Source organism: Acidobacteriota bacterium (assembly GCA_028875725.1).
Classification (GTDB): domain Bacteria; phylum Acidobacteriota; class Thermoanaerobaculia; order Multivoradales; family Multivoraceae; genus Multivorans.
In genome coordinates this window covers 874410-892369 of sequence record JAPPCR010000006.1, presented here as the reverse complement: position 1 = coordinate 892369, position 17960 = coordinate 874410, and the positions used below count along the sequence as shown (strand labels likewise).

Below are 17960 nucleotides of genomic sequence, written 5' to 3'. Positions count from 1 at the left end.
ATCTCATTCCGAACGCTCGGAAACCCGATGCTCCGCGGCCAGTTCGTCACACAGCTCAAGCAGCTCCGGCGCGACCTCCACCGGCGGCTGTGCCTGGCAGTCGAGGTCGAGCAGACCGACGGGCAAGCCAGCCACTTCCCGGCCGACGACCTCGCGGCAGGCCTCGAGCGTGGGCAGCGGATTCAGCAGCCGCCCCCGGTCGAGGACCGGCGTCAGCAGGTCGCGGCCGCCGGCCGGAGCGGGCTCCGTACCCGGTTCGGTCCTGGCGTCCCCCGTGTAGATCACGTCGCGCTCCAGCACACCGCCGGGAGCGCGGTACCGGCGCACCTGCAACCGGCCCGGCAGGGAAGCCTTGCCGACGCCGGCGCCGAGCTTGAACACCGGCCGCCATCGCTCTTCGCCGGCGCGCCGGATCGCCGACAGCTTGTACACGCCCCCCAGCGCGCCGCCCCCGGCAGCCGTGACCAGGGATGTGCCGACCCCCCAGGTGTCGATCGCGGCCCCGGCTTGCCGCAACTCCATGATCCGCTTCTCGTCCAGGTTGTCGCTGACCACGATCGCCACGTCCTCGAGCCCCGCCTCGTTCAGTCGGCGGCGCGCGCTGCGGCTCTGCTGCAGCAGGTCGCCCGAATCGAGACGGATGCCGAGCAGCCGCTGGCCCCGCCGTTCGAGTTCCCGTCCGATCGCGATCGCGTTCTCGATTCCCCGGTCGACATCGTAGGTGTCGACGAGCAGCACGCAGTTGTTCGGCATCGTCTCGGCGAAGGCGCCGAAGGCCTCGGGCTCCGAGTCGAACGCCTGCACCCAACTGTGGGCATGGGTGCCGCGCACCGGAATGCCGAAGCGCTGGCCCGCCTGCACGTTCGAGGTCGCGGTGCAGCCGCCGACGTAGGCGGCACGGCAGGCGCTGAGCGCGCCGTCGAAGCCCTGCGCCCGCCGCAGACCGAACTCCAGCACCGGCTGACCGGGAGCAGCGATGTGGCAGAGCCGCGCCGCCTTGGTCGCCACCAGGGTCTGGAAGTTGATGATGTTGAGGATCGGCGTCTCGATCAGTTGGCCGACCAGCAGGGGCGCCTCCACCCGCAGCAGCGGCTCACGCGCGAAGACCGCGGTGCCCTCCGGCACCGCGGCGAGCGAGACGGACAGGTCGAGCGCCGGCAGGGCGTCGAGGAACTCGGAGGCAAACAGCGGCCTGCTGTCACCGCCCTTGAGACTCCGCAGGTAGTCGATGTCCTCTGGCTCGAAGCGCAGCCCGTCGAGAAAGGACACGATCTGCTCCAGGCCCGCCGCGATGGCGAAGCCACCTCCGAACGGGGTCCGTCGCATCGACATGTAGAAGCTGGCCCGGTCCAGGTGACGGCCGTGCTGCCAGTAGCCCTGGGCCATCGTCAACTGGTAGAGGTCGGTGGTCAGAGCGCTCACGAGGACGCCTCCAGCGACTCCCGCGCCGACCGGTGCTGGTACAGCTCCCCGCCCTCGAAGCCGAGCCGGCGGTAGTACTCACGGGTGCCGACCGAGGAGATGACGGCCACCTGCTCGAAGTCGGCGCCGGCCGCGATGCCCAGGGCCTCGGCGATCAGACGCCGGCCGAGACCAGCGTGCTGCGACCGGCCCTTCTCCCGCGCGCCCAGGCCGACGACCGCTCCGTAGACGTGAACTTCGCGGATGATCGCCCTGCCTGCCAGCTCCGGGAGCGAGGTTGCGTCCATGCCGGCCGACCCGGGCAGGCGAAGCCGCAGGAACCCCGCGATCCGGTCCTCGTCCGTCACGAACTCGAGAAAGACCTCTCGGCCAGAAGCCGCCTCGTAGTCCGTCCTCCGCAAGCGGAGCTCGCCCGGATCGACCCGCCGTCCGCCGACCTCGCGGGCCCGGATATCCCGACAGACGACGCGGCGCCCGCCCGCCTCGGCTTCGGCCACCTGGCGCATGTTCGTCGTTCTGTTTCCGGTGACGATGTCGGTCCCCGGGATGTCCCGGATCACCCGCGTGAGCCGGCAGTAGCGCGGAGTCGCGCCCAGGCTGTGGACGAGTACGTCGAGCAGTTCATCGCGATCGTAGGGCCGCCAGTCGCCACGACGGTGATACGCCATCAGCTCGGCGCTCTCGATCAGGGAGCAGGGGTAGACCTTGAGCTCGTCCGGTCTCACGTCCGGGTCAGAGAACAGGCGATCGAAATCCTCGCAGTCCTTCGCCGGCGTCGAGCCGTAGAGGTTCGGCATCCAGTGCGCCTGGATCTTGAACCCCATCCGGCGCAGTAGGCGCACCGCCCGCCGGCTTCGGTCCACATCGTGGCCCCGCGCGTTCAGAGCCAGAACGTCGTCGTCCATGCTCTGGACGCCGATCTGCACCTTGGTTGCACCCAACCGGCGCATGAAGAGCGCCTCGCCCCGGTCGAGGCAGTCGGGACGGGTTTCGAGCGACAGACCCACGCAGCGAGCGGCCGCCGTCTCGTTCTCCTGCTGCACCGCTTCGAGTTCGGCCCAATCCGCGACCTGCCTGCGGGCCTGCGGCTCGGCACCACGATGTGCCGCAGTCCACCCGGAGACGACCTGGTTGTAGGTGCGGGCGCGGGCATTCGCACCTTGCACGGTTTCTTCGAGCTCCCGGAAGTCGACTTCGGGTTCGAAACGCGCGAGCGGATCCGCCGCCGCGGGTCCGAGCGATTCGGAGAAGCGGTTCATCGCCTCGAAACAGCGCAGCACGAACCAGATCCGGTACCCCTCCGGGTAGCTCGACCAGGTGCCGCCGAGCACGATCAGCTCGACCTTGTCCACGGCATGGCCCGTATGGTGGAACGAACGCAGGCGAGACAGGGTCTGCCGGAAGGGGTCGAACTGGTGCTCCGCGGCCCGCTGCGCTCCGGGCTCGGACGACAGGTAGCTCTTCGGCATCCGCACGTCGCTCGGACAGAAGATGCAGCGACCCGGGCAGGGGTACGGCTTGGTCAACACCGTCACGGGTGCGACCCCGCTACGCGTGCGGACGGGCTTCATCCGCACGCGATCAACGAACATCCGTTCGTTGGTCCCAGGACGAAGCGCCCGGTACCCGCGGATCAACTCGCTCTTCGAGAAGAAGCCCCTGCCGTCCTTCGGGTAGCGGCGCAGCAGGTTCTCGAGGTCGCCAGCCTCGAACCGGGGTGCCTTCTCGATGGCGCCGATGATCGCGCCGAGCTCCGCCGCGTGCTCCTCAGGCTCGAACGAGTAGCGCTTCGGGGCTATTGTCGCCGCCATGACGGGAACCTACTACGGCAGGGCCGGCCACTTGCAGGCGACGAACCGATGACGACAACGGCAACCGGAACAGGAGCCGCGCCGACGTTCGGGGGGCGCACGGCCCTCGTTACCGGCGGCGGCAGCGGCATCGGCCTGGCGATCGCACGAGGTCTCGCCTGGGGCGGAGCAATGGTCGCCCTCGGCGGACGACGGCACGACGTCGTCGAGGCGGCCGCCGCCGACCTGCGGGCGCTCGGTCTCACTTCTGTCGCCGTCGCCGGGGACATCTCCAGCGCCGACGGCGCCCGACGACTGGTGGACGAAGCGGTTCGCGAACTCGGCGGGCTCGACATCCTGGTCAACTGCGCAGGCGTCTACCGCGCCGGGCCGCTCGCCGACAAGGACGTGGCTAAGCCTGACCCCGTCGACCTGGTCGTCGACATCGACCTGAAGGGTGTGCTGTTCGTGACCCGGGCCGGGATCCCCCACCTCCGTGCAAGCGGTGGCGGCGGCGCGATCATCAACATCTCGTCATCGCTGACCCAATTGCCGCTTGCCGACTGCTCCGTCTATACGGCCGCGAAGGCCGGCGTCGACGCGTTGACCCGCAACCTCGCCGCCGAACTCGCGGCCGACCGGATCAGGGTCAACGCCGTGCTTCCCGGGGTTGTCCGCACCCCGATCTTCGAGACGATCATGCCGCCCGGCGAGGCCGCCGCCTTCCTCGAAGGCTTCGGCAACGAGGTGCCGCTGGGCCGCGTCGGCGAGCCGGATGATGTCGCGCGTGCTGTCGTCTTCCTCTGCGACCCGGCGAACGACTGGATCACGGGAGCCCTGCTCGCAGTCGACGGCGGGCTCAGCCTGGGTTCGGGATAACCCACTGGGTGCGCCGGCGTCCCGCCGGCATCCGGGCCGACGCCCCGAAGCGGCAAGGCGATACAGCCATCCTCCCTTCCCATGAACACGCCAACCCAAGCCGCCCTCCGCCGGATCAACCGCGACTTCTACAGGCGGCACGCGGCCGACTTCGACCGCACCCGGCACGCCGGCGGCTGGCCGGGCTGGCGGCGGGTCGTCCAGACCACGGCTCAACCGACGAACCGTCCCCTGCGGGTCCTCGACCTCGGCTGCGGCAACGGACGCTTCGCCCTCTTCCTGCAGCACAACCCCGAACTTCTCAGCCACGGACGCTTCATCTACGACGGCATCGACCTCAGCAGTGAGCTGATCGACCACGCCCGAGCGGCCGCCGCAAGCCTTGACCACATCCGTTTCAGGACCGACGACATCGAGAACTGCGCCCTCGACGAAGCGACCTACGACCTCGTCACCCTGTTCGGCGTCCTCCACCACATCCCGGGCTTCGACACGCGGCGCCGCACCCTCGAACGCGCCGCATCCGCCGTGGCGCCCGGCGGTCTGCTCGCCCTCACCTGCTGGCAGTTCGCCGACGACCCCGGATTCGAGCGCCGCCGGCTCGACTGGGCCTCGGAAGCTGGCGTCGACCCCGCGGAACTCGAGCCCGGAGATCACCTGCTGCGCTGGGGACCGGGCGACTCGGACGCCCGCCGCTACTGCCACCACGCCGACGAACTGGAACTCGAGCGTCTGGTCGAAGGCTTCCCGTTGACCGAAGTCGCCCGCTACCGCTCCGACGGGCCCGGGGGCCGTCAGAACCTGTACTGGCTGGGGGGTCGCAACGGTGCTGCTACTTTGGGCTGAAGGAGGATCGCAACCCATGAAGTCCCTGCGTCCCGCTCTGGTCGCCTCCATCCTGCTGACTGCTCTCCCCGCCACCGCCCAGCAGGAGGAGACCTACGACTACTGGCAGCCCCAGCGCCAATTGGTCCGCCTGGGCCAGCAGGCGATCTTCATGTGCAACGGGCTGTTCACCTCGAACCGGTCGCTCCAGCAGGTCTTCGCGCAGGAACTGGCCTACCTCCCGGAACCGGTCGGAACCGCGAAGGGCGGCGACTACGAGGTCGATTGGGAGCGCAAGGCCGTGACGATCGGCTCGGGCCACGGCGTGCCGAAGATGCGGGCCGCCTTCCGGGAGGGAATCGGCTGCGTCGTCATGGCACCGGATCAGACCCTGGACGACATCGACAGCCTGCCCGCGATCGAGATGCCGCCACCGGCCGGCGATGCAGCCAGAATCCCGTGGCCGGACGGCGACAAGACCGGTCCGATTCCACCGCCGCCCGACATCGACGCGGCCGCACTCCACGCCGCCTCCGACTGGGCCTTCGACCGCGAGTCGCCGCAGCAGGTCACGCTGAGCCTGCTCGTCGTTCATCGCGGCAAGATCGTCCACGAGCGCTACGCCGACGGCGTCGACATGACGACCCGGACGCGCACCTGGTCGACTGCGAAGAGCATCGCCTCGACGCTGATCGGCATGCTGGTCGACGACGGCAAGCTGTCGCTCGACGAGCCGCTCGGCTTCGACTTCCTGCCCAAGGAAGCCGCCGCGGCGGAGACCGACCCACGTTCCGCGATCACCCTCCGTCACGCTCTCAACATGTCGAGCGGCCTGCAGACGGTGGACAACGGCGGACAGGAGTACGCCGTCGGCTCCGGCATGTCCTACTGGGCCGGCGCCAGCTCCGTCGAAGGCGCCAGGCTCCGCGCCCTGATCCGCGAGCCGGGCGCCAACTGGGACTACGAGAACTACGACACCCTGCTCGCCGTCTACGCGATGAAGCGCGCGCTCGGCAGCGAGAAGAAGTACCACGAGTTCCCGCGCAAGCGCCTGCTCGACCGGATCGGCATGCGGAACACCCTGCTCAGCACCGACCGCTTCGGCGACTTCATCCTCAGCAGTCAGGTCTACACCAGCGCCCGGGACCTCGCCCGCTTCGGCCTCCTTTACCTCCAGAACGGCCTCTGGAACGGCGAGCGCCTCCTCTCCGAAGAGTGGATCGACTTCGTCCGCACTCCGGCCCCCTCGACCGCCGACCGCGGCAACTTCTACGGCGGCCAGTTCTGGCTCGTCCCCGACGAACGCAAGGACGTCCCCAAAACCGCCTACTCCACCGCCGGCAACCGTGGCCAGTACGTCGTCATCGTCCCCTCCCACGACCTCGTCATCGTCCGCCGTGGCCTCGACTGGGGCCGCCAGGGCTTCGACCGCTGGGACATGACGCGGGAGGTGCTGAAGGCGTTTCCGGAGGCGGCCGCGGCGCTGAACTAGCCAGCGGCGCCGGCTCAGCGTGGGTTAGGGTTCGCGGGTTCCACGACCAGGAGCTTGTGATGACGATCGATGAGTTCGTTGCCGACATGGCCGTGAAGGCGGGGGGCATCGATCCCCTTGGGAAGAGGTTGCTGTTCCTGCTGGACGACGAGCAGATGCTGATCGACGGGACGGGTGAGGCGAACGTCGTCTCGAAGGTGTCGGGCCAGGAGGTCCAGACGGACTGCACGGTGCGGATGTCGATCGACACGTTCGGCAAGCTGCAGCGCAAGGAGATCAAGCCGTTCATGGCCGTGGCATCGGGCAAGATCAAGGTCAAGGGCGACATGTCGATTGCCGCCAAGCTGAAGAAGCTGACCTGAGCTTGGCGAACCCGTCGATCCGGATCCGGCAGCCGGCCGCGCTCAAGGCCGTCAACCGTGTCGGAGCGGTCGTCCGGCGGTGTGGGCTGAAGCCCTTCACGCTGACGCCGGAGCGGATCCTGGAGAACGCGCGCCGGGCCAGCGGGTTCGAGGTGCGCGATCCGATGTTCCGCGAGGGCCTCGAGCGCCTCGTGCACGGGCTCGAGACGCACGCGCGGTTGAGCACGTTCGGACGGCTGGCCGCCCGCGGCACCGTGCAGCGTTCGGCCAACTCGCGGTCGCGGGTCGAGCGAGCGCTCTCGAAACACCCCGAGATCGGCGACGAACAGGTCCGGGCGCCGGTCTTCATCGTCGGCATGCCGCGGAGCGGGACGACGATCCTCCACGCCCTGCTGCATCTGGACCGGGACCATCGGGCGCCCTTGTCCTGGGAGTGTCTCCTGCCCCACCCGGCGCCGAATCCTGACGACTACCAGGACAACGAGCGGATCGAAACCGTGCGCAAGGAGTTCGACCAGATCTTTCGGTTCGTGCCGGACTTCAGGCGCAAGCACTACATGACCGCCGATTCGCCACAGGAGTGCATCGGCATCACGGCGCTCAACTTCGCGAGCTTCCAGTACGTCGCGATGGCCTGGCTGCCGGAGTACCTCGACTGGTTCGCGAAGGTGGACCAGGTCGAGAATCTGCGCTGGCACCGGCGCTTCCTCCAGTTCCTGCAGTCAGGCGGCGTTCCCTCCCGTCGCTGGCTGCTGAAGTCGCCCGTCCACCTGATGCGGCTGCAGGCTCTCTTCGAGGTCTATCCCGATGCCCGGGTCATCGTCACCCACCGTCACCCGGTCGACGTCGTGCCGTCCGTTGGGAGCCTGATTTCGTCGATGCGGTCGTTCTACTCGGACCACGAGGACACGCCGCGAACCGCGCGCGAGCAACTCCTGACCTGGGCGGACTACTTCGGCCGGTTCCTGCACGACCGCCGGGAGCTCGACCGCGAGGAACAGATGGTCGACGTCTTCTTCGACGACTTCGTCAAGGACCAGATGTCGGTCGTCGACGCGATCTACGCCCGCTTCGGCTGGAACCTCCGGCCGGAGGACCGGCGCCGCATGGAGCGGTTCCTGCAGCAGGAGCGCCGGGGAAAGCACGGCGTCCACGAGTACTCGCTGGACCAGATGGGCACGACACGGGCCGAGATCGAGAACGAGTACGCCCACTATCTCAACTTCCTGGAGACACAGCGATGAGCGACAGCGACTTCGAGAGCCGGCAGGCGCTGCACGAGTTCCTGGACGTGATCCGCAACGCCGAGCAGACGTTCCTCGACCCCGAAAAGGAACTCGACCACCAGGGGCACGTGGACGGCTACCAGCACCTGTTCCACCTGATGCAGATAACCGTCGACTTCTACCTCCACAACGACCCTTTGCGGCCCCGGCTCGTGCGGCTCACCGACGGAACCCGCAAGCTCTACGGTGACAACGTGGACTCGGTCTACTACTTCTCCCAGGTCCGGGGGGACCAGGAGTACGTCATCCGGGGGCGGCACTTCGGCAGTTGCTACCTGAGCTTCTGCCTCTACGGCGGCGACCCCAACGGCGAGCTGGCGGACCGGGTCACGCTCAACGTCAACCACCGCGACATCGCGTTCGAGGACGACGGGTCGTTCGAGATCAGGCTGACGCCCGATCCGCAGGGTCCGAACGAGTTCCGGATCGAGCCCGACTCGGTGTCGCTCTTCACTCGCGAGTACTTCCTCGACCGCGCGTCATCGAAAGAGAGCATCCTCAGCATCGAGAACGCCTCACCGCAGCCGCCCGCTTTGCCCCTCGACGACGCCGAGCTGGCGCGACGCATCCGCAGCATGGCGATGTTCTTCATGTGCACGACCTGGATCGCGCCGCTGCCCGTACACCTGCCGTTCAACGAGTTCTGCGCGCCCTGGGAGTTCGACCCCGAGCAGGGCGGCTGGGGGACGGTCGACAACATCTACTGCTTCTGCCGCTTCCGGCTGCAGGAGCACGAGTACCTCAAGGTGCGCTTCCGGTCACCGGAAGCGTGCTACTGGGGCCTCCAGACGTGGAACTACCTGATGCAGTCGACGAACTACGAGGACTTCCGAGTGTGCGTCAACAAGCAGACCGCCGAGGCCGAGCCGGACGGCAGCTACGTCGTCTACCTCAGCCACCGGGAGACGCCGAAGAACTGGATCAGCACCGCCGGCTACAACGAGGGCGTTCTCTTCGCGCGCTGGCTGCTGGCCGACGAGTTGCCGGAAACGCCCGAGGTCGAGGTGGGCGAGTGGTAAGGCGCTAGAGCCAGTCGCGGTCGGCGATCTTCTTCGGCAGGAACTCCTCGGTGACGAAAGAGAGGCCCTTGCTGGACAGGGCCTCCAGTTCCCACTTGACCCCAGAACTGAGCATGTTCTTGATCTCCTTCTGCCAGGCCTTCGCCCTGAACCACTCGTAGTTCAGGATCTCCTTCGCGCGGGAGCGGTCCTGGTCGTTCAGGCGGATGCTGACGTCTTCGGAGAGGTCGTAGGCGGCGGGATCGAAGCTGGAGAGACCGATGAAGCGGGCCTTGGGAACCGCCATCCGCTTCGACTCGAAGGCAAGGCCGATCGAGCCCTGCTTGACCACGGAGTGGATGTAGTAGCCCCAGGGGTCGTTGTCGACGAAGACGTAGAGCGGCAGGTTCAGCTCGTGGACCATCCGGTACAGAAGCCGGCGGACGCCGCGCGGGGGCTGTCCCTGGCCGGTGACCAGGATGCAGTTGTGGCGCTTCCAGAACTTGTCTTCGTTGAGCCGCGCCCAGACGGCCTCCTTCTCCACCAGGAGGATGAACTTCGCGCCGTGGCCGACGAAGCGGATCGTCTCTGGTTCGACGATGCCGGGAACCGACCAGCCGCCTGAGCCCATCCGGGACAGGTCGATCACGTCGCCGGCATCGACCAAAGTGAGCGGGCCGACCACCGAGCCGCGCTTGGCCGCGAACAGGTGGAGTTCCTCGCGCAGGGCGCCGAGGGTGACCTCCAGGTCCTCGATGATCGGGTCCGATTCCTCCTGGCCCTCGAATGTGTTTTCCTTGCCGTCGGCCAGGGTGTGCTTGCTCATGTAGTAGAGGTCGCGGATGCTGGTCGTCTTCTGTTCGTCGAGGAGCTGGGTACAACCGCGGGCGACCAGGAGCGTCTGCATGTATTTGCGCGCCTGGTTCAGGTTGAACAGGGAGCGCCGCTGGGTCGCGTCGCCCATCTCGATGATCTTCTTGCGCCTCGAGAAGGTGACGTTCGAGAGCGTTCGCGAGGGGATGTCGACGTACGGGTCGACCTCGCGACGGGCCATCGCGATCGTCTTCCTGGCCAGATGCTCGATCTTGGCCCTGGCGTCGAGTTTGGTCGGGATCCTGAGCCGCTCCTCGTCCATCGGAGTCACACCAGCTCCAGTTGCGAACTGCGGAGGCGCTCGGATTCGGCAGGTAGCGGAGGTACTGCGGGCTCCGCCGCCGGCTCCGGCTCAGGTTCCGGTTCCGCGTTCGGATCGACCACGAGGACGTTCTCGCAGGCTTCCAGCTCGTCGGCGGAGGCCTCCTGCTCCTCGAGCATTCCCGCGAGCTCCGTCTTCTTGCGACTGATCGCGAGCAGTCGATCCCGGAACAGCTTCTGGTCCTTGCCGGTGATCGCCTCCACGGAGTTCACGACTTCCTCGATGTAGAGGTTGAAAACCTCCCGGCGCCGCGCCTCGCTTCTGGCCCTGGCCTTGCGCTTGACGTACTGGCCAAGCCGGCGACCGCAGGTCTGCACCGCGAGCTTGATCTCCTTGCGGATCTCGTCGTAGTCCGCCACCGCGACCTTGCTCTCGGAACTGAAGGGCACCCACACCGAGGCGAGATGCACGAGCACGATCAGCGGACCGGACGGCAGCGCGCCCCGCGACTGGGTCAGGCCGTAGTTGCGCCAGGAGACGTCCATCACCGCCTTCGTGATGCAGCACGAGCCGGCGAGGTACTGGAGCGGGACGCGGTTCGCGAAACGGAGCACCTTGGCCAGGTCGTCGGCTGGCAGATCGCCGCCCCAGGCCAGGCCGACCTCGACCTGGAACGGATTGCCCCGGTAGACCGCCGGCCGGCGCGTCTCGACCCCGTAGAACTCCGCGCGGATGCCCCTGGTCAGGCCGGCCAGCAACTCCTGCACGCCGATCGGCGACAGGCAGTCGGTCGACGGCGGCCGGATGCGGGTCGCGGAGTCGTTCAGGGCCTGGTAGAGCTGGTCGGCGGCCTTGCGCACGACCGTGTTCGGACGCGCCTTCGGATCGATCCCGGCCCGTTTCGCGAGCCCCACCGCCATCTGCGGCGAGACCCGGCTGAAGTCCCGGGACAGGCACTGGCTGATCGTCGCGTGCTGGGTCGATTGCAGCATCTTCATCAGCACGCCGAGTTCGACGCCGTGCGGATGCGGCTTGATCTCGCTCGGCGCCGCCGGGTTCGACTGGACGCCCCGAACGTAGTCCGTTTCTTCGCCGTACGGATCCCTGTAGTGCAACGTTGCGTGGGGGTTCGCCACGGCCACCTGGTGCAGGAACTCCTCGACCGACTGGCGGCCCTTCATGTACTGCGCCTCGAGTTCCAGCTCGACCCGGGTGCCGTGATCGAGATCCCAGTCGTCGAGCTTCTTCTTCCCGACCGCCTTCGGCTTGTTCGTGTTCGTGTCGATGACGACCTGCATCGCATAGGCGGGCGAACGGGGGCCGGTGCGCGACACGATCGACACCGGCTTGCCGGTCGTCAACTGGCCGTACATCGCAGCCGCCGAGATGCCGATCCCCTGCTGGCCGCGGCTCTGCTTCAGGCTGTGGAACTTCGACCCGTAGAGCAGTTGCCCAAAGATCCTCGGCGCCTGCGCTTCGACGATCCCCGGGCCGTTGTCGGCCACACGCACGACGTACCGGTTGTTTCCTTCGGCCGCTTCGAGCTCGACCCAGATCTCGGGCAGGATGCCCGCCTCCTCGCAGGCGTCGAGAGAGTTATCGACCGCCTCCTTGACGGTCGTCAGGAGGGCCTTGCGGAGCGAATCGAAGCCGAGCAGGTGCCGGTTCTTGGCGAAGAACTCCGATACCGAGATCTCCCGCTGGCGGCGGGAGAGGGTCTCGGCTGTGACTCGCTTCGCCAAAGCTGCCCCTTTCGGTTCAGGGGTTCAGAACGTGGCGCACTCCGACATGCACCATGCGGGGGGCGCCGATCGTGACCAGCCCGGTACCGGAGATACCGACCTGCACTTCCTCGTCGAGCAGGTTCTCGAGACCGGCGAAGACATGCCAGCGGTCACTGAGCGCACGGGCGGCGCTCAGGTCCACGACGGCGAAACTGGACAGCGGCCTCGTGTTCAGATCGTCCTCGTACTGCTCGCCGACGAACCGAAGTCCGAGACGCGCCTGGAGGACCTCGGGGTTCGAGTATTCGAGGCCGAGGCTCGCCGACTGCTCGGGCGTCTGCGCCAGCCGCTTCCCCTCGAGTTCCGGGAACTCGGCGGCGCTGTCGACTTCGGCGTTGCTGTAGAGGTAGGAGACATCGAGCCGCCAGTAGTCGCCGAGCCGCTGGCGAAGCTCCGCCTCGAGGCCCTGAATGCGGGTCCGGTCCAGGTTGAGCCGCTGCCGGCAGGATCCGCCGCCGGGCACGAAGCCGCAGGGCCGGAAGAACCGGCTGCTCGCGATCGACGCGAGCGTCACGTTGGCGATCGGGTTCTCGACCCTGTTGAGGAAGGCGTTCAGCGACAGCCGCGAGCCGCCCTCGTAGCGCACGGCGCCGAACTCGATGCCGGAGAGCCGCTCCGGTTCGAGCGCCTCGTTCGCTTCCGTGATGTCGTTGCGGACCCGGAACGGACGGTAGAGCTCGTTGACGGTCGGCGCCCGGAACGACCCGTAGACCGAGCCGCGCAGGCTCCAGCCGAGGTCGAGTGCGTAGAGGAAACCGATCCGCGGCGACGCCGCCGTCTCCTCCCGATCCTCGAACATGTCATCGCGGCGAATCGAGCCGTCCGCCTTGTTGATCTCCAGCCGGCTGCCTGATCCCGAGCTCCAGCGGTCGATGCGGGCGCCGAGCTCCAGCGTCAGGCGGTCGCCGAAGTCCGCGCGGCGCTGCACGTAGGCGCCCGTGATCGACTGGTCGCCGCCGGCCGTGCGGCGCCGGTTGAACTGCGTTGTGTAGAAGAAGTCCTCGTTCGTCGCACCGTCGACCGTGCGCCACTCGGCGCCGGCGACCCACAGGCCGTTGCCGACTTCACCCTCCCACTGCGCACCGAGGCCCGTGGCCTCGGAGTCGACGAGGAACTGATCGAGGGCCGGCCGCTCGGACGACCGGTCGACCTGCTGGGCGCTGAACCGGCTGGCGAACTCCTGCTCGTGAGTGAAGCCGCGGATCGTCCACGTATCGCCCCGGCCGCTGACGACATCCGCGCTCAAACGCAACGAGGTGAGGTCCGTGTCGTTGCCGGTGAGCGGCGTGCCGTTGCCGCGGTCTTCGGAGAGATTGTCGCCGCCGATGCCGACCTGCACGGACCCGCCCGCGGAGAACGCCAGCCGGCCGCCGACGCTCGTCTGCTCGGAGAACGCGTCGACGTCGATCGGGCCGCGCTGGTCGTCGCGTACGACCGGGTAGCCGTCCATGTCGAAGCTCCTCGCCGACAGGGTCAACGACGCGCTCTCGAACCCCTGCCCGAACCAGGCGTCGCCAGACAGTACGCCGTGGTCGCCGGCGAGCGCCGAGAGGCTCAGCCCGGGACCCGCTTCCGAAGGGGTCGCCGTGACCAGGTGGATCACGCCGCCCAGGGCGGAGTTTCCCCAGAGACTCGAGCCGCCGCCGCGCACGACCTCGATCCGGTCCAGGCTCTCGCGACCGACCCGTCCCCAGTAGATCCAGCCGCCGAACGGATCGTTGAGTGGAAGGCCGTCGAGCAGCACCAGGGTGCGACTGACGCCGCTGGGTCCAATACCGCGCAGCGAGACGCCCTGGCTGGTCGGGTGGGCGACCATCGAGCTGTTGCGGCGAAAGAGGCTGAAGCCGGGCACACGGCGCATCGTGTCGTCCAGGGCAAGCGAAGCGCTGGCCCGGAGCTCGTCGCCGGACAGCACCGACACGCTGGCGGTGACCTGGCCGAGTTCCTGCTCGGCCCGGGCCGCGGTGACGACGATCGTCTCTGCAAGGGCAGGGTCCTCGACCGGGTCGGCACCGTCATCGTTCGAAGCGTCCGCGGCCGCGAACGACGCCGAGGCGAGGAGCGCGCCGGCGAACGCAGCGGCGAGGAGGAAGACGCGATCGCGAGGACGGCCGGCAGGCCTTCGCGTCATCGAGGCGGCAGGCGGGATCGGCATGCGCAAGCTCCTAGAGAGCCGGACCCGGAGTCTCCGGGTCGGCGGGAGCGGGCATGGTAAACGATGCGGGATCGATCTCGGCACCGGCTTCAGCTTCCTGGATCCTCAGTTCAACGGCGACCGCGCCCTCGACGGCGATCCGGATCTTGCCCGGCACCTTGAGTCCACCCGCGTCCATGTAGTCGGCGATCGTCACATCGATCTCTCCCGCCGACTGCAGGAACGCCCCTTCGAAGACGACCCGGCGCTCCAGGAAGTCCTCGCCGCCCAGGTAGAGGGCGCGCGCTTCGCCGGCCGCGGTCAGGATGTCCAGCCGGTAGGTCTCGTCGCGCTCGACCTTCTCGATACCCGCCAGCGAGGCCTCCCCGCTGCTCGCGAGCCCGCCCCACAGGAAGTCGGAGAGGATCCCCACCGCCCCGACCATCTCCTCCGGCAGCGGCGACGGCTCGATGACGCCCTGCATCGGCGACACGTTCCAGGCGGTCTCGCCGTCGTAGGCGAGGACCATCGGCAGGCCCTGCATGTCGATGTCGATGCGGAAGGAACCTGGCCGCGCGAAGGCCACCGTCATCGGCACCTCGAAGCCGAGCAGGACGACGGTGCCGGCGGCGCTCACGGTCTCGACCTCGGCGGCCGAGCTTCCGCGCGCGCTCCGATGGCGCTCCAGGACCCCGTCGAGATCCAGTGTTGCATCCGCCATCTGCCCCGGCATGAAGAAGATGTCCGGATCGATCTCGGGGTTGACCTCGTACGAATCCAGGATCAACGGCATCTCACCCAACGACGAGACGAGGATCTGCCGGTGCGCCAGCATCAGGCCATCGACGTCCCGGTAGTCCTCGAACCGGGTTTCCGAATCCTCCAGCCCGAATCCAAAATCCGCCCTGGAGATCCTCTTCTTTTCCAGCCCGTCTTCCGTGCCAATGAAGACCTGGTGCGCCACGCCGCCGGGCGCGGTGACCACGAGCTTCCAGGCTTCGCCGCTCTCGATCTCCTCCCGGCCGGCGAGTTCCACCTCGTAGCCCAGCTCCGTGTACTCGAACCAGGGGCTGCTCAACGTGGCGTCCGCGGCCTGGGCAGCCGCCACCTCTCCTTCGAGGGCGACCGGCCTGGGCTGGCCGGGCGCCTGACCCCACGCCTGCTCGCCGTCGAACGCCTGGATCAGGGCCATGCCACCGAAATCGCCTTCCACCCGGACCTGGTTCGGTCGACGCAGGTGAATCGTGAAGGGGGCCTCCATGCCCTGCACCGACATCGTCCCGGTGGCTCGCGCTCCCTGAATCGAGCGCAAGTTCTCGAGGCCGCCCCGCGCCTCGTAGTGCATCGCCAGCACCCGGTCGAGTTCGCTGGGCTCCTCCGCCTCCTGGGCCCAGGCGAACCCGGCAGCCAGAGCGAGGATGACCATGTACGCGAGAACGCGGCCGGATTGCCGCCTGGTCCGTGCGCCGCGCCCCGTCCGTGCACGAGCCGCTGAGCCGATCGGTGCAGGTCCCTTCATCTCATCCTCCGCTGGCCGTCCGCCGCGAAGCCTGCCAGTGACCGCCAAGCCGGCTCGCTACCCGAAATCCGTTCAGGCATGATACCCGAACGGAGGGGGCAGGGAACGCAACAGGCGGCGACTGCATGACGCATGGTATCGCTTCCCGTACTTTCCGCAACCCTTGAAAACAAAGAGGTTACGGTCGACGATGTCCCAGGCCCGGGCGCTGCGCTTCACCGCGGACGGCTGGGAGTACTTCCGCGTCTGGATCGTCAACGTCGCGCTGACGCTGCTGACCCTCGGCATCTACTCGGCCTGGGCGAAGGTGCGAGCGCGACGCTACCTGTACGGCAACGTATGGCTCGGCGACGACGCCTTCGACTACACGGCGAACCCGGTTGCGATCCTGCGGGGCCGGCTGCTGCTCCTCCTCGTCCTCGTGCCGGTCTCGCTGGCCCAGCGCATCTCCATCGTGTACTACTACGCCGCCCTCCTCATTCTCATGCCGCTAGTGCCGTGGGTCGTGGTCCGGGCCCGGTCCTTCCACATGCGCAACTCCAGATATCGGGGCATCGCCTTTGACTTTCAGGGCAAGTACTGGGACGCCGCCGTCTGGTATCCGCTGTCCTGGGCCGCTTCGATCGTCACTCTCGGCCTGGCGAGACCCCTTACCGTGCGGCAGCGTGACGATTTCCTGGTCACCGAGTCCAGGTTCGGCAGCACGCCGTTCAGCTTCGTTGGACGGATCCGCCCCTACTACAAGGCGTATCTCACTACCGCGGTCGTCCTCTTCCTTCTCTACGTCGGTGGTGTCTTCGGCCTCTTCCTCCTGATGGCCGCGATCAGTCTTGGCGCGAGTCCGGACAACGGCGCCTCGGCCCTCGACATGAGGTTGTTCTTTGCAGGCTCGCTTGCCATAGCGGCAGCCGCCACCCTGTTCATCCTCGCCTACCTGCGAACCCGCCTGCTCAGCTACCGCTGGAGCAACACCCGCCTCCGCGAGAACGAGTTCCGGCTCGACCTCTCCTTTCCGAGGATGCTCTGGCTGTATGCGAGCAACGCAGCGTTGATCGTCGCCACGTTCGGGCTTTTCGTGCCCTTCGCGCGGATCCGGGTACTGCGCTACGTCGTGGATCAGTGCCAAGTGATGCAGAAGGAAGGCCCCGAGACCTTCGAAGCGGGCGAGACACAGCGCGTCGCCGCCACTGGCGCGGAGGCGGCCGGCGAGTTCGGCCTGGAAATAGGGATATGACTTCCGTTCCCTGCCACTACTACGACGGGCGGACATCCGCCCGAAGGGAAGCCGAGCTGACGACGACTCCCGACGGGATCCTCATCGTCACCATCGACGGCATCAAGTCGCGTCTTCTCTACGCCATGACCGAGGTCCGGATTCCCAACCGCATCGCAAACACGCCCCGGCATCTGCTCCTGCCGGACGGGGCGCTCTGCGAAGTCCGTGACAACGACGGACTGGACGTGATGCGGGATCGGGCGGAAAGCCAGCCACCCTCTCGCGCCCGACGCTTCGAACGCCTGCTCCATCGGCTCGACAGCACCTGGCGCGGAGCGGCTGTCGCCCTCGCCGTCACCGCCGCGATCCTCTACTCCTTCACGGAATGGGGAGCGCCGGCCGTGGCCACGGTCATGGTCGCGATCACACCTCCCGAGGCCGAGGCGGTCATCGGCGACAACCTCCTGGCGATGCTCCCCATACTCGGAGTCCTCGATTCGTCGGAACTCGAGTCAAGCCGCCAGAACGAACTCCGGGCTATCGCAGAAGCGATGGGTCGGGAAGCGGGCCTTGAGGACCTGGACCTCCAGTTCTTCGCCGCGCCCGGTCTGGGGCCAAACGCCTTCGCCCTGCCGGGAAACACCGTCGTTCTCACGGATGAACTGATCGCCCTGGCCGAACACGACGAGGAGATCACTGCGGTACTGGCCCACGAAGTGGGTCACGTGGCCGGCCGGCACGTGATGCGCGGACTGGCCCAGACATCCTCGATGCTCGTCATCTGGACAGCCTTCACCGGCGATGCGTCGCTCGCCGCGCTGTCCATCCTGGGACCGGACCACCTGATCGCCCAGCGCTACTCGCGTACATTTGAACGTCAGGCCGACCAGTTCGCTATCGAGTACCTGCTTCGGAACGACATCCCGCCGACTCGACTCGGAGACGTCCTCCAGCGCCTTGAAGAGGCCCATGCCGACTCCGGCGTTCCGAACTGGCTGGCGAGCCACCCAGGCACCGAGGAACGCCGGCGGCAGGCCCAGGACGCCGCCGAAGGGATCCGCGAGGGCTCGGAGGTCCTCGAGTGACCGGTGCGAAACACCGGCATACTCTCTAGCGAC

14 protein-coding genes are annotated in these 17960 nt (G+C 67.6%); 8 read left to right on the top strand and 6 right to left on the bottom strand.

Features of this window, described 5'->3' with window-relative positions:
• Positions 1 to 3 precede the first annotated feature (3 nt).
• Positions 4 to 1422 carry a nicotinate phosphoribosyltransferase gene (pncB, locus tag OXI49_05675; GenBank protein MDE2689985.1) on the bottom strand — a complete coding sequence of 473 codons (1419 nt, stop codon included), beginning with the start codon at positions 1420 to 1422 and terminating at the stop codon, positions 4 to 6.
• Positions 1419 to 3233, bottom strand: a complete 1815-nt coding sequence (locus OXI49_05670) for a tRNA uridine(34) 5-carboxymethylaminomethyl modification radical SAM/GNAT enzyme Elp3 (protein ID MDE2689984.1) — start codon at positions 3231 to 3233, stop codon at positions 1419 to 1421. Before OXI49_05670 ends, pncB begins: the two co-directional genes overlap by 4 nt.
• Before the next feature lie 48 nt (positions 3234 to 3281).
• Here OXI49_05670 and OXI49_05665 point away from each other — a divergent pair, with 48 nt between their 5' ends.
• From OXI49_05665 to OXI49_05640, 6 genes are all read left to right on the top strand, one after another.
• Positions 3282 to 4091 carry a glucose 1-dehydrogenase gene (locus OXI49_05665; GenBank protein ID MDE2689983.1) on the top strand — a complete coding sequence of 270 codons (810 nt, stop codon included), beginning with the start codon at positions 3282 to 3284 and terminating at the stop codon, positions 4089 to 4091.
• 81 nt (positions 4092 to 4172) lie between these two features.
• The gene (locus OXI49_05660; protein MDE2689982.1) at positions 4173 to 4937 is read left to right on the top strand and encodes a class I SAM-dependent methyltransferase; all 765 of its coding nucleotides are present in this window, start codon (positions 4173 to 4175) and stop codon (positions 4935 to 4937) included.
• Positions 4938 to 4953: 16 nt separating this feature from the next.
• A complete protein-coding gene (locus OXI49_05655; GenBank protein ID MDE2689981.1) occupies positions 4954 to 6408 on the top strand; it encodes a serine hydrolase in 1455 nt (484 codons plus the stop codon).
• A 59-nt stretch (positions 6409 to 6467) separates the two neighbouring features.
• Positions 6468 to 6770 (top strand): SCP2 sterol-binding domain-containing protein, encoded by a 303-nt coding sequence (locus tag OXI49_05650; GenBank protein ID MDE2689980.1) that lies wholly within the window; start codon positions 6468 to 6470, stop codon positions 6768 to 6770.
• Positions 6771 to 6772: 2 nt separating this feature from the next.
• On the top strand, positions 6773 to 8014 hold the full coding sequence (locus OXI49_05645; protein ID MDE2689979.1) for a sulfotransferase: 1242 nt from the start codon (positions 6773 to 6775) through the stop codon (positions 8012 to 8014).
• The gene (locus OXI49_05640) at positions 8011 to 9075 is read left to right on the top strand and encodes a DUF1214 domain-containing protein (GenBank protein ID MDE2689978.1); all 1065 of its coding nucleotides are present in this window, start codon (positions 8011 to 8013) and stop codon (positions 9073 to 9075) included. Before OXI49_05645 ends, OXI49_05640 begins: the two co-directional genes overlap by 4 nt.
• A 4-nt stretch (positions 9076 to 9079) precedes the next feature.
• Here the strand turns inward: OXI49_05640 and OXI49_05635 are convergent, their stop codons facing one another.
• The 4 genes from OXI49_05635 to OXI49_05620 are packed head-to-tail and all read right to left on the bottom strand — an operon-like array spanning position 9080 to position 15626.
• Positions 9080 to 10189, bottom strand: a complete 1110-nt coding sequence (locus OXI49_05635) for a DNA topoisomerase IV subunit A (protein MDE2689977.1) — start codon at positions 10187 to 10189, stop codon at positions 9080 to 9082.
• 5 nt (positions 10190 to 10194) lie between these two features.
• On the bottom strand, positions 10195 to 11931 hold the full coding sequence (locus OXI49_05630) for a DNA topoisomerase VI subunit B (protein MDE2689976.1): 1737 nt from the start codon (positions 11929 to 11931) through the stop codon (positions 10195 to 10197).
• A 16-nt stretch (positions 11932 to 11947) separates the two neighbouring features.
• The gene (locus tag OXI49_05625; protein MDE2689975.1) at positions 11948 to 14128 is read right to left on the bottom strand and encodes a TonB-dependent receptor; all 2181 of its coding nucleotides are present in this window, start codon (positions 14126 to 14128) and stop codon (positions 11948 to 11950) included.
• Between the two features lie 10 nt (positions 14129 to 14138).
• On the bottom strand, positions 14139 to 15626 hold the full coding sequence (locus tag OXI49_05620; GenBank protein ID MDE2689974.1) for a hypothetical protein: 1488 nt from the start codon (positions 15624 to 15626) through the stop codon (positions 14139 to 14141).
• A gap of 190 nt (positions 15627 to 15816) precedes the next feature.
• Between OXI49_05620 and OXI49_05615 the strand changes: the two genes are divergently transcribed.
• Both OXI49_05615 and OXI49_05610 read left to right on the top strand, forming a co-directional pair.
• A complete protein-coding gene (locus OXI49_05615) occupies positions 15817 to 16860 on the top strand; it encodes a YjgN family protein (GenBank protein MDE2689973.1) in 1044 nt (347 codons plus the stop codon).
• Positions 16857 to 17927: a M48 family metallopeptidase gene (locus OXI49_05610; GenBank protein ID MDE2689972.1), complete on the top strand. Its 1071-nt coding sequence runs from the start codon at positions 16857 to 16859 to the stop codon at positions 17925 to 17927. Before OXI49_05615 ends, OXI49_05610 begins: the two co-directional genes overlap by 4 nt.
• Positions 17928 to 17960: the final 33 nt, after the last annotated feature.

Coding starts and splice junctions, on each gene's coding strand:
- OXI49_05670 (MDE2689984.1), bottom strand. CDS start 3,233: ATGGCGGCGACAATAGCCCCGAAGCGCTACTCGTTCGAGCCTGAGGAG.
- OXI49_05665 (MDE2689983.1), top strand. CDS start 3,282: ATGACGACAACGGCAACCGGAACAGGAGCCGCGCCGACGTTCGGGGGG.
- OXI49_05660 (MDE2689982.1), top strand. CDS start 4,173: ATGAACACGCCAACCCAAGCCGCCCTCCGCCGGATCAACCGCGACTTC.
- OXI49_05655 (MDE2689981.1), top strand. CDS start 4,954: ATGAAGTCCCTGCGTCCCGCTCTGGTCGCCTCCATCCTGCTGACTGCT.
- OXI49_05650 (MDE2689980.1), top strand. CDS start 6,468: ATGACGATCGATGAGTTCGTTGCCGACATGGCCGTGAAGGCGGGGGGC.
- OXI49_05640 (MDE2689978.1), top strand. CDS start 8,011: ATGAGCGACAGCGACTTCGAGAGCCGGCAGGCGCTGCACGAGTTCCTG.
- OXI49_05635 (MDE2689977.1), bottom strand. CDS start 10,189: ATGGACGAGGAGCGGCTCAGGATCCCGACCAAACTCGACGCCAGGGCC.
- OXI49_05625 (MDE2689975.1), bottom strand. CDS start 14,128: ATGCCGATCCCGCCTGCCGCCTCGATGACGCGAAGGCCTGCCGGCCGT.
- OXI49_05620 (MDE2689974.1), bottom strand. CDS start 15,626: ATGAAGGGACCTGCACCGATCGGCTCAGCGGCTCGTGCACGGACGGGG.
- OXI49_05615 (MDE2689973.1), top strand. CDS start 15,817: ATGTCCCAGGCCCGGGCGCTGCGCTTCACCGCGGACGGCTGGGAGTAC.
- OXI49_05610 (MDE2689972.1), top strand. CDS start 16,857: ATGACTTCCGTTCCCTGCCACTACTACGACGGGCGGACATCCGCCCGA.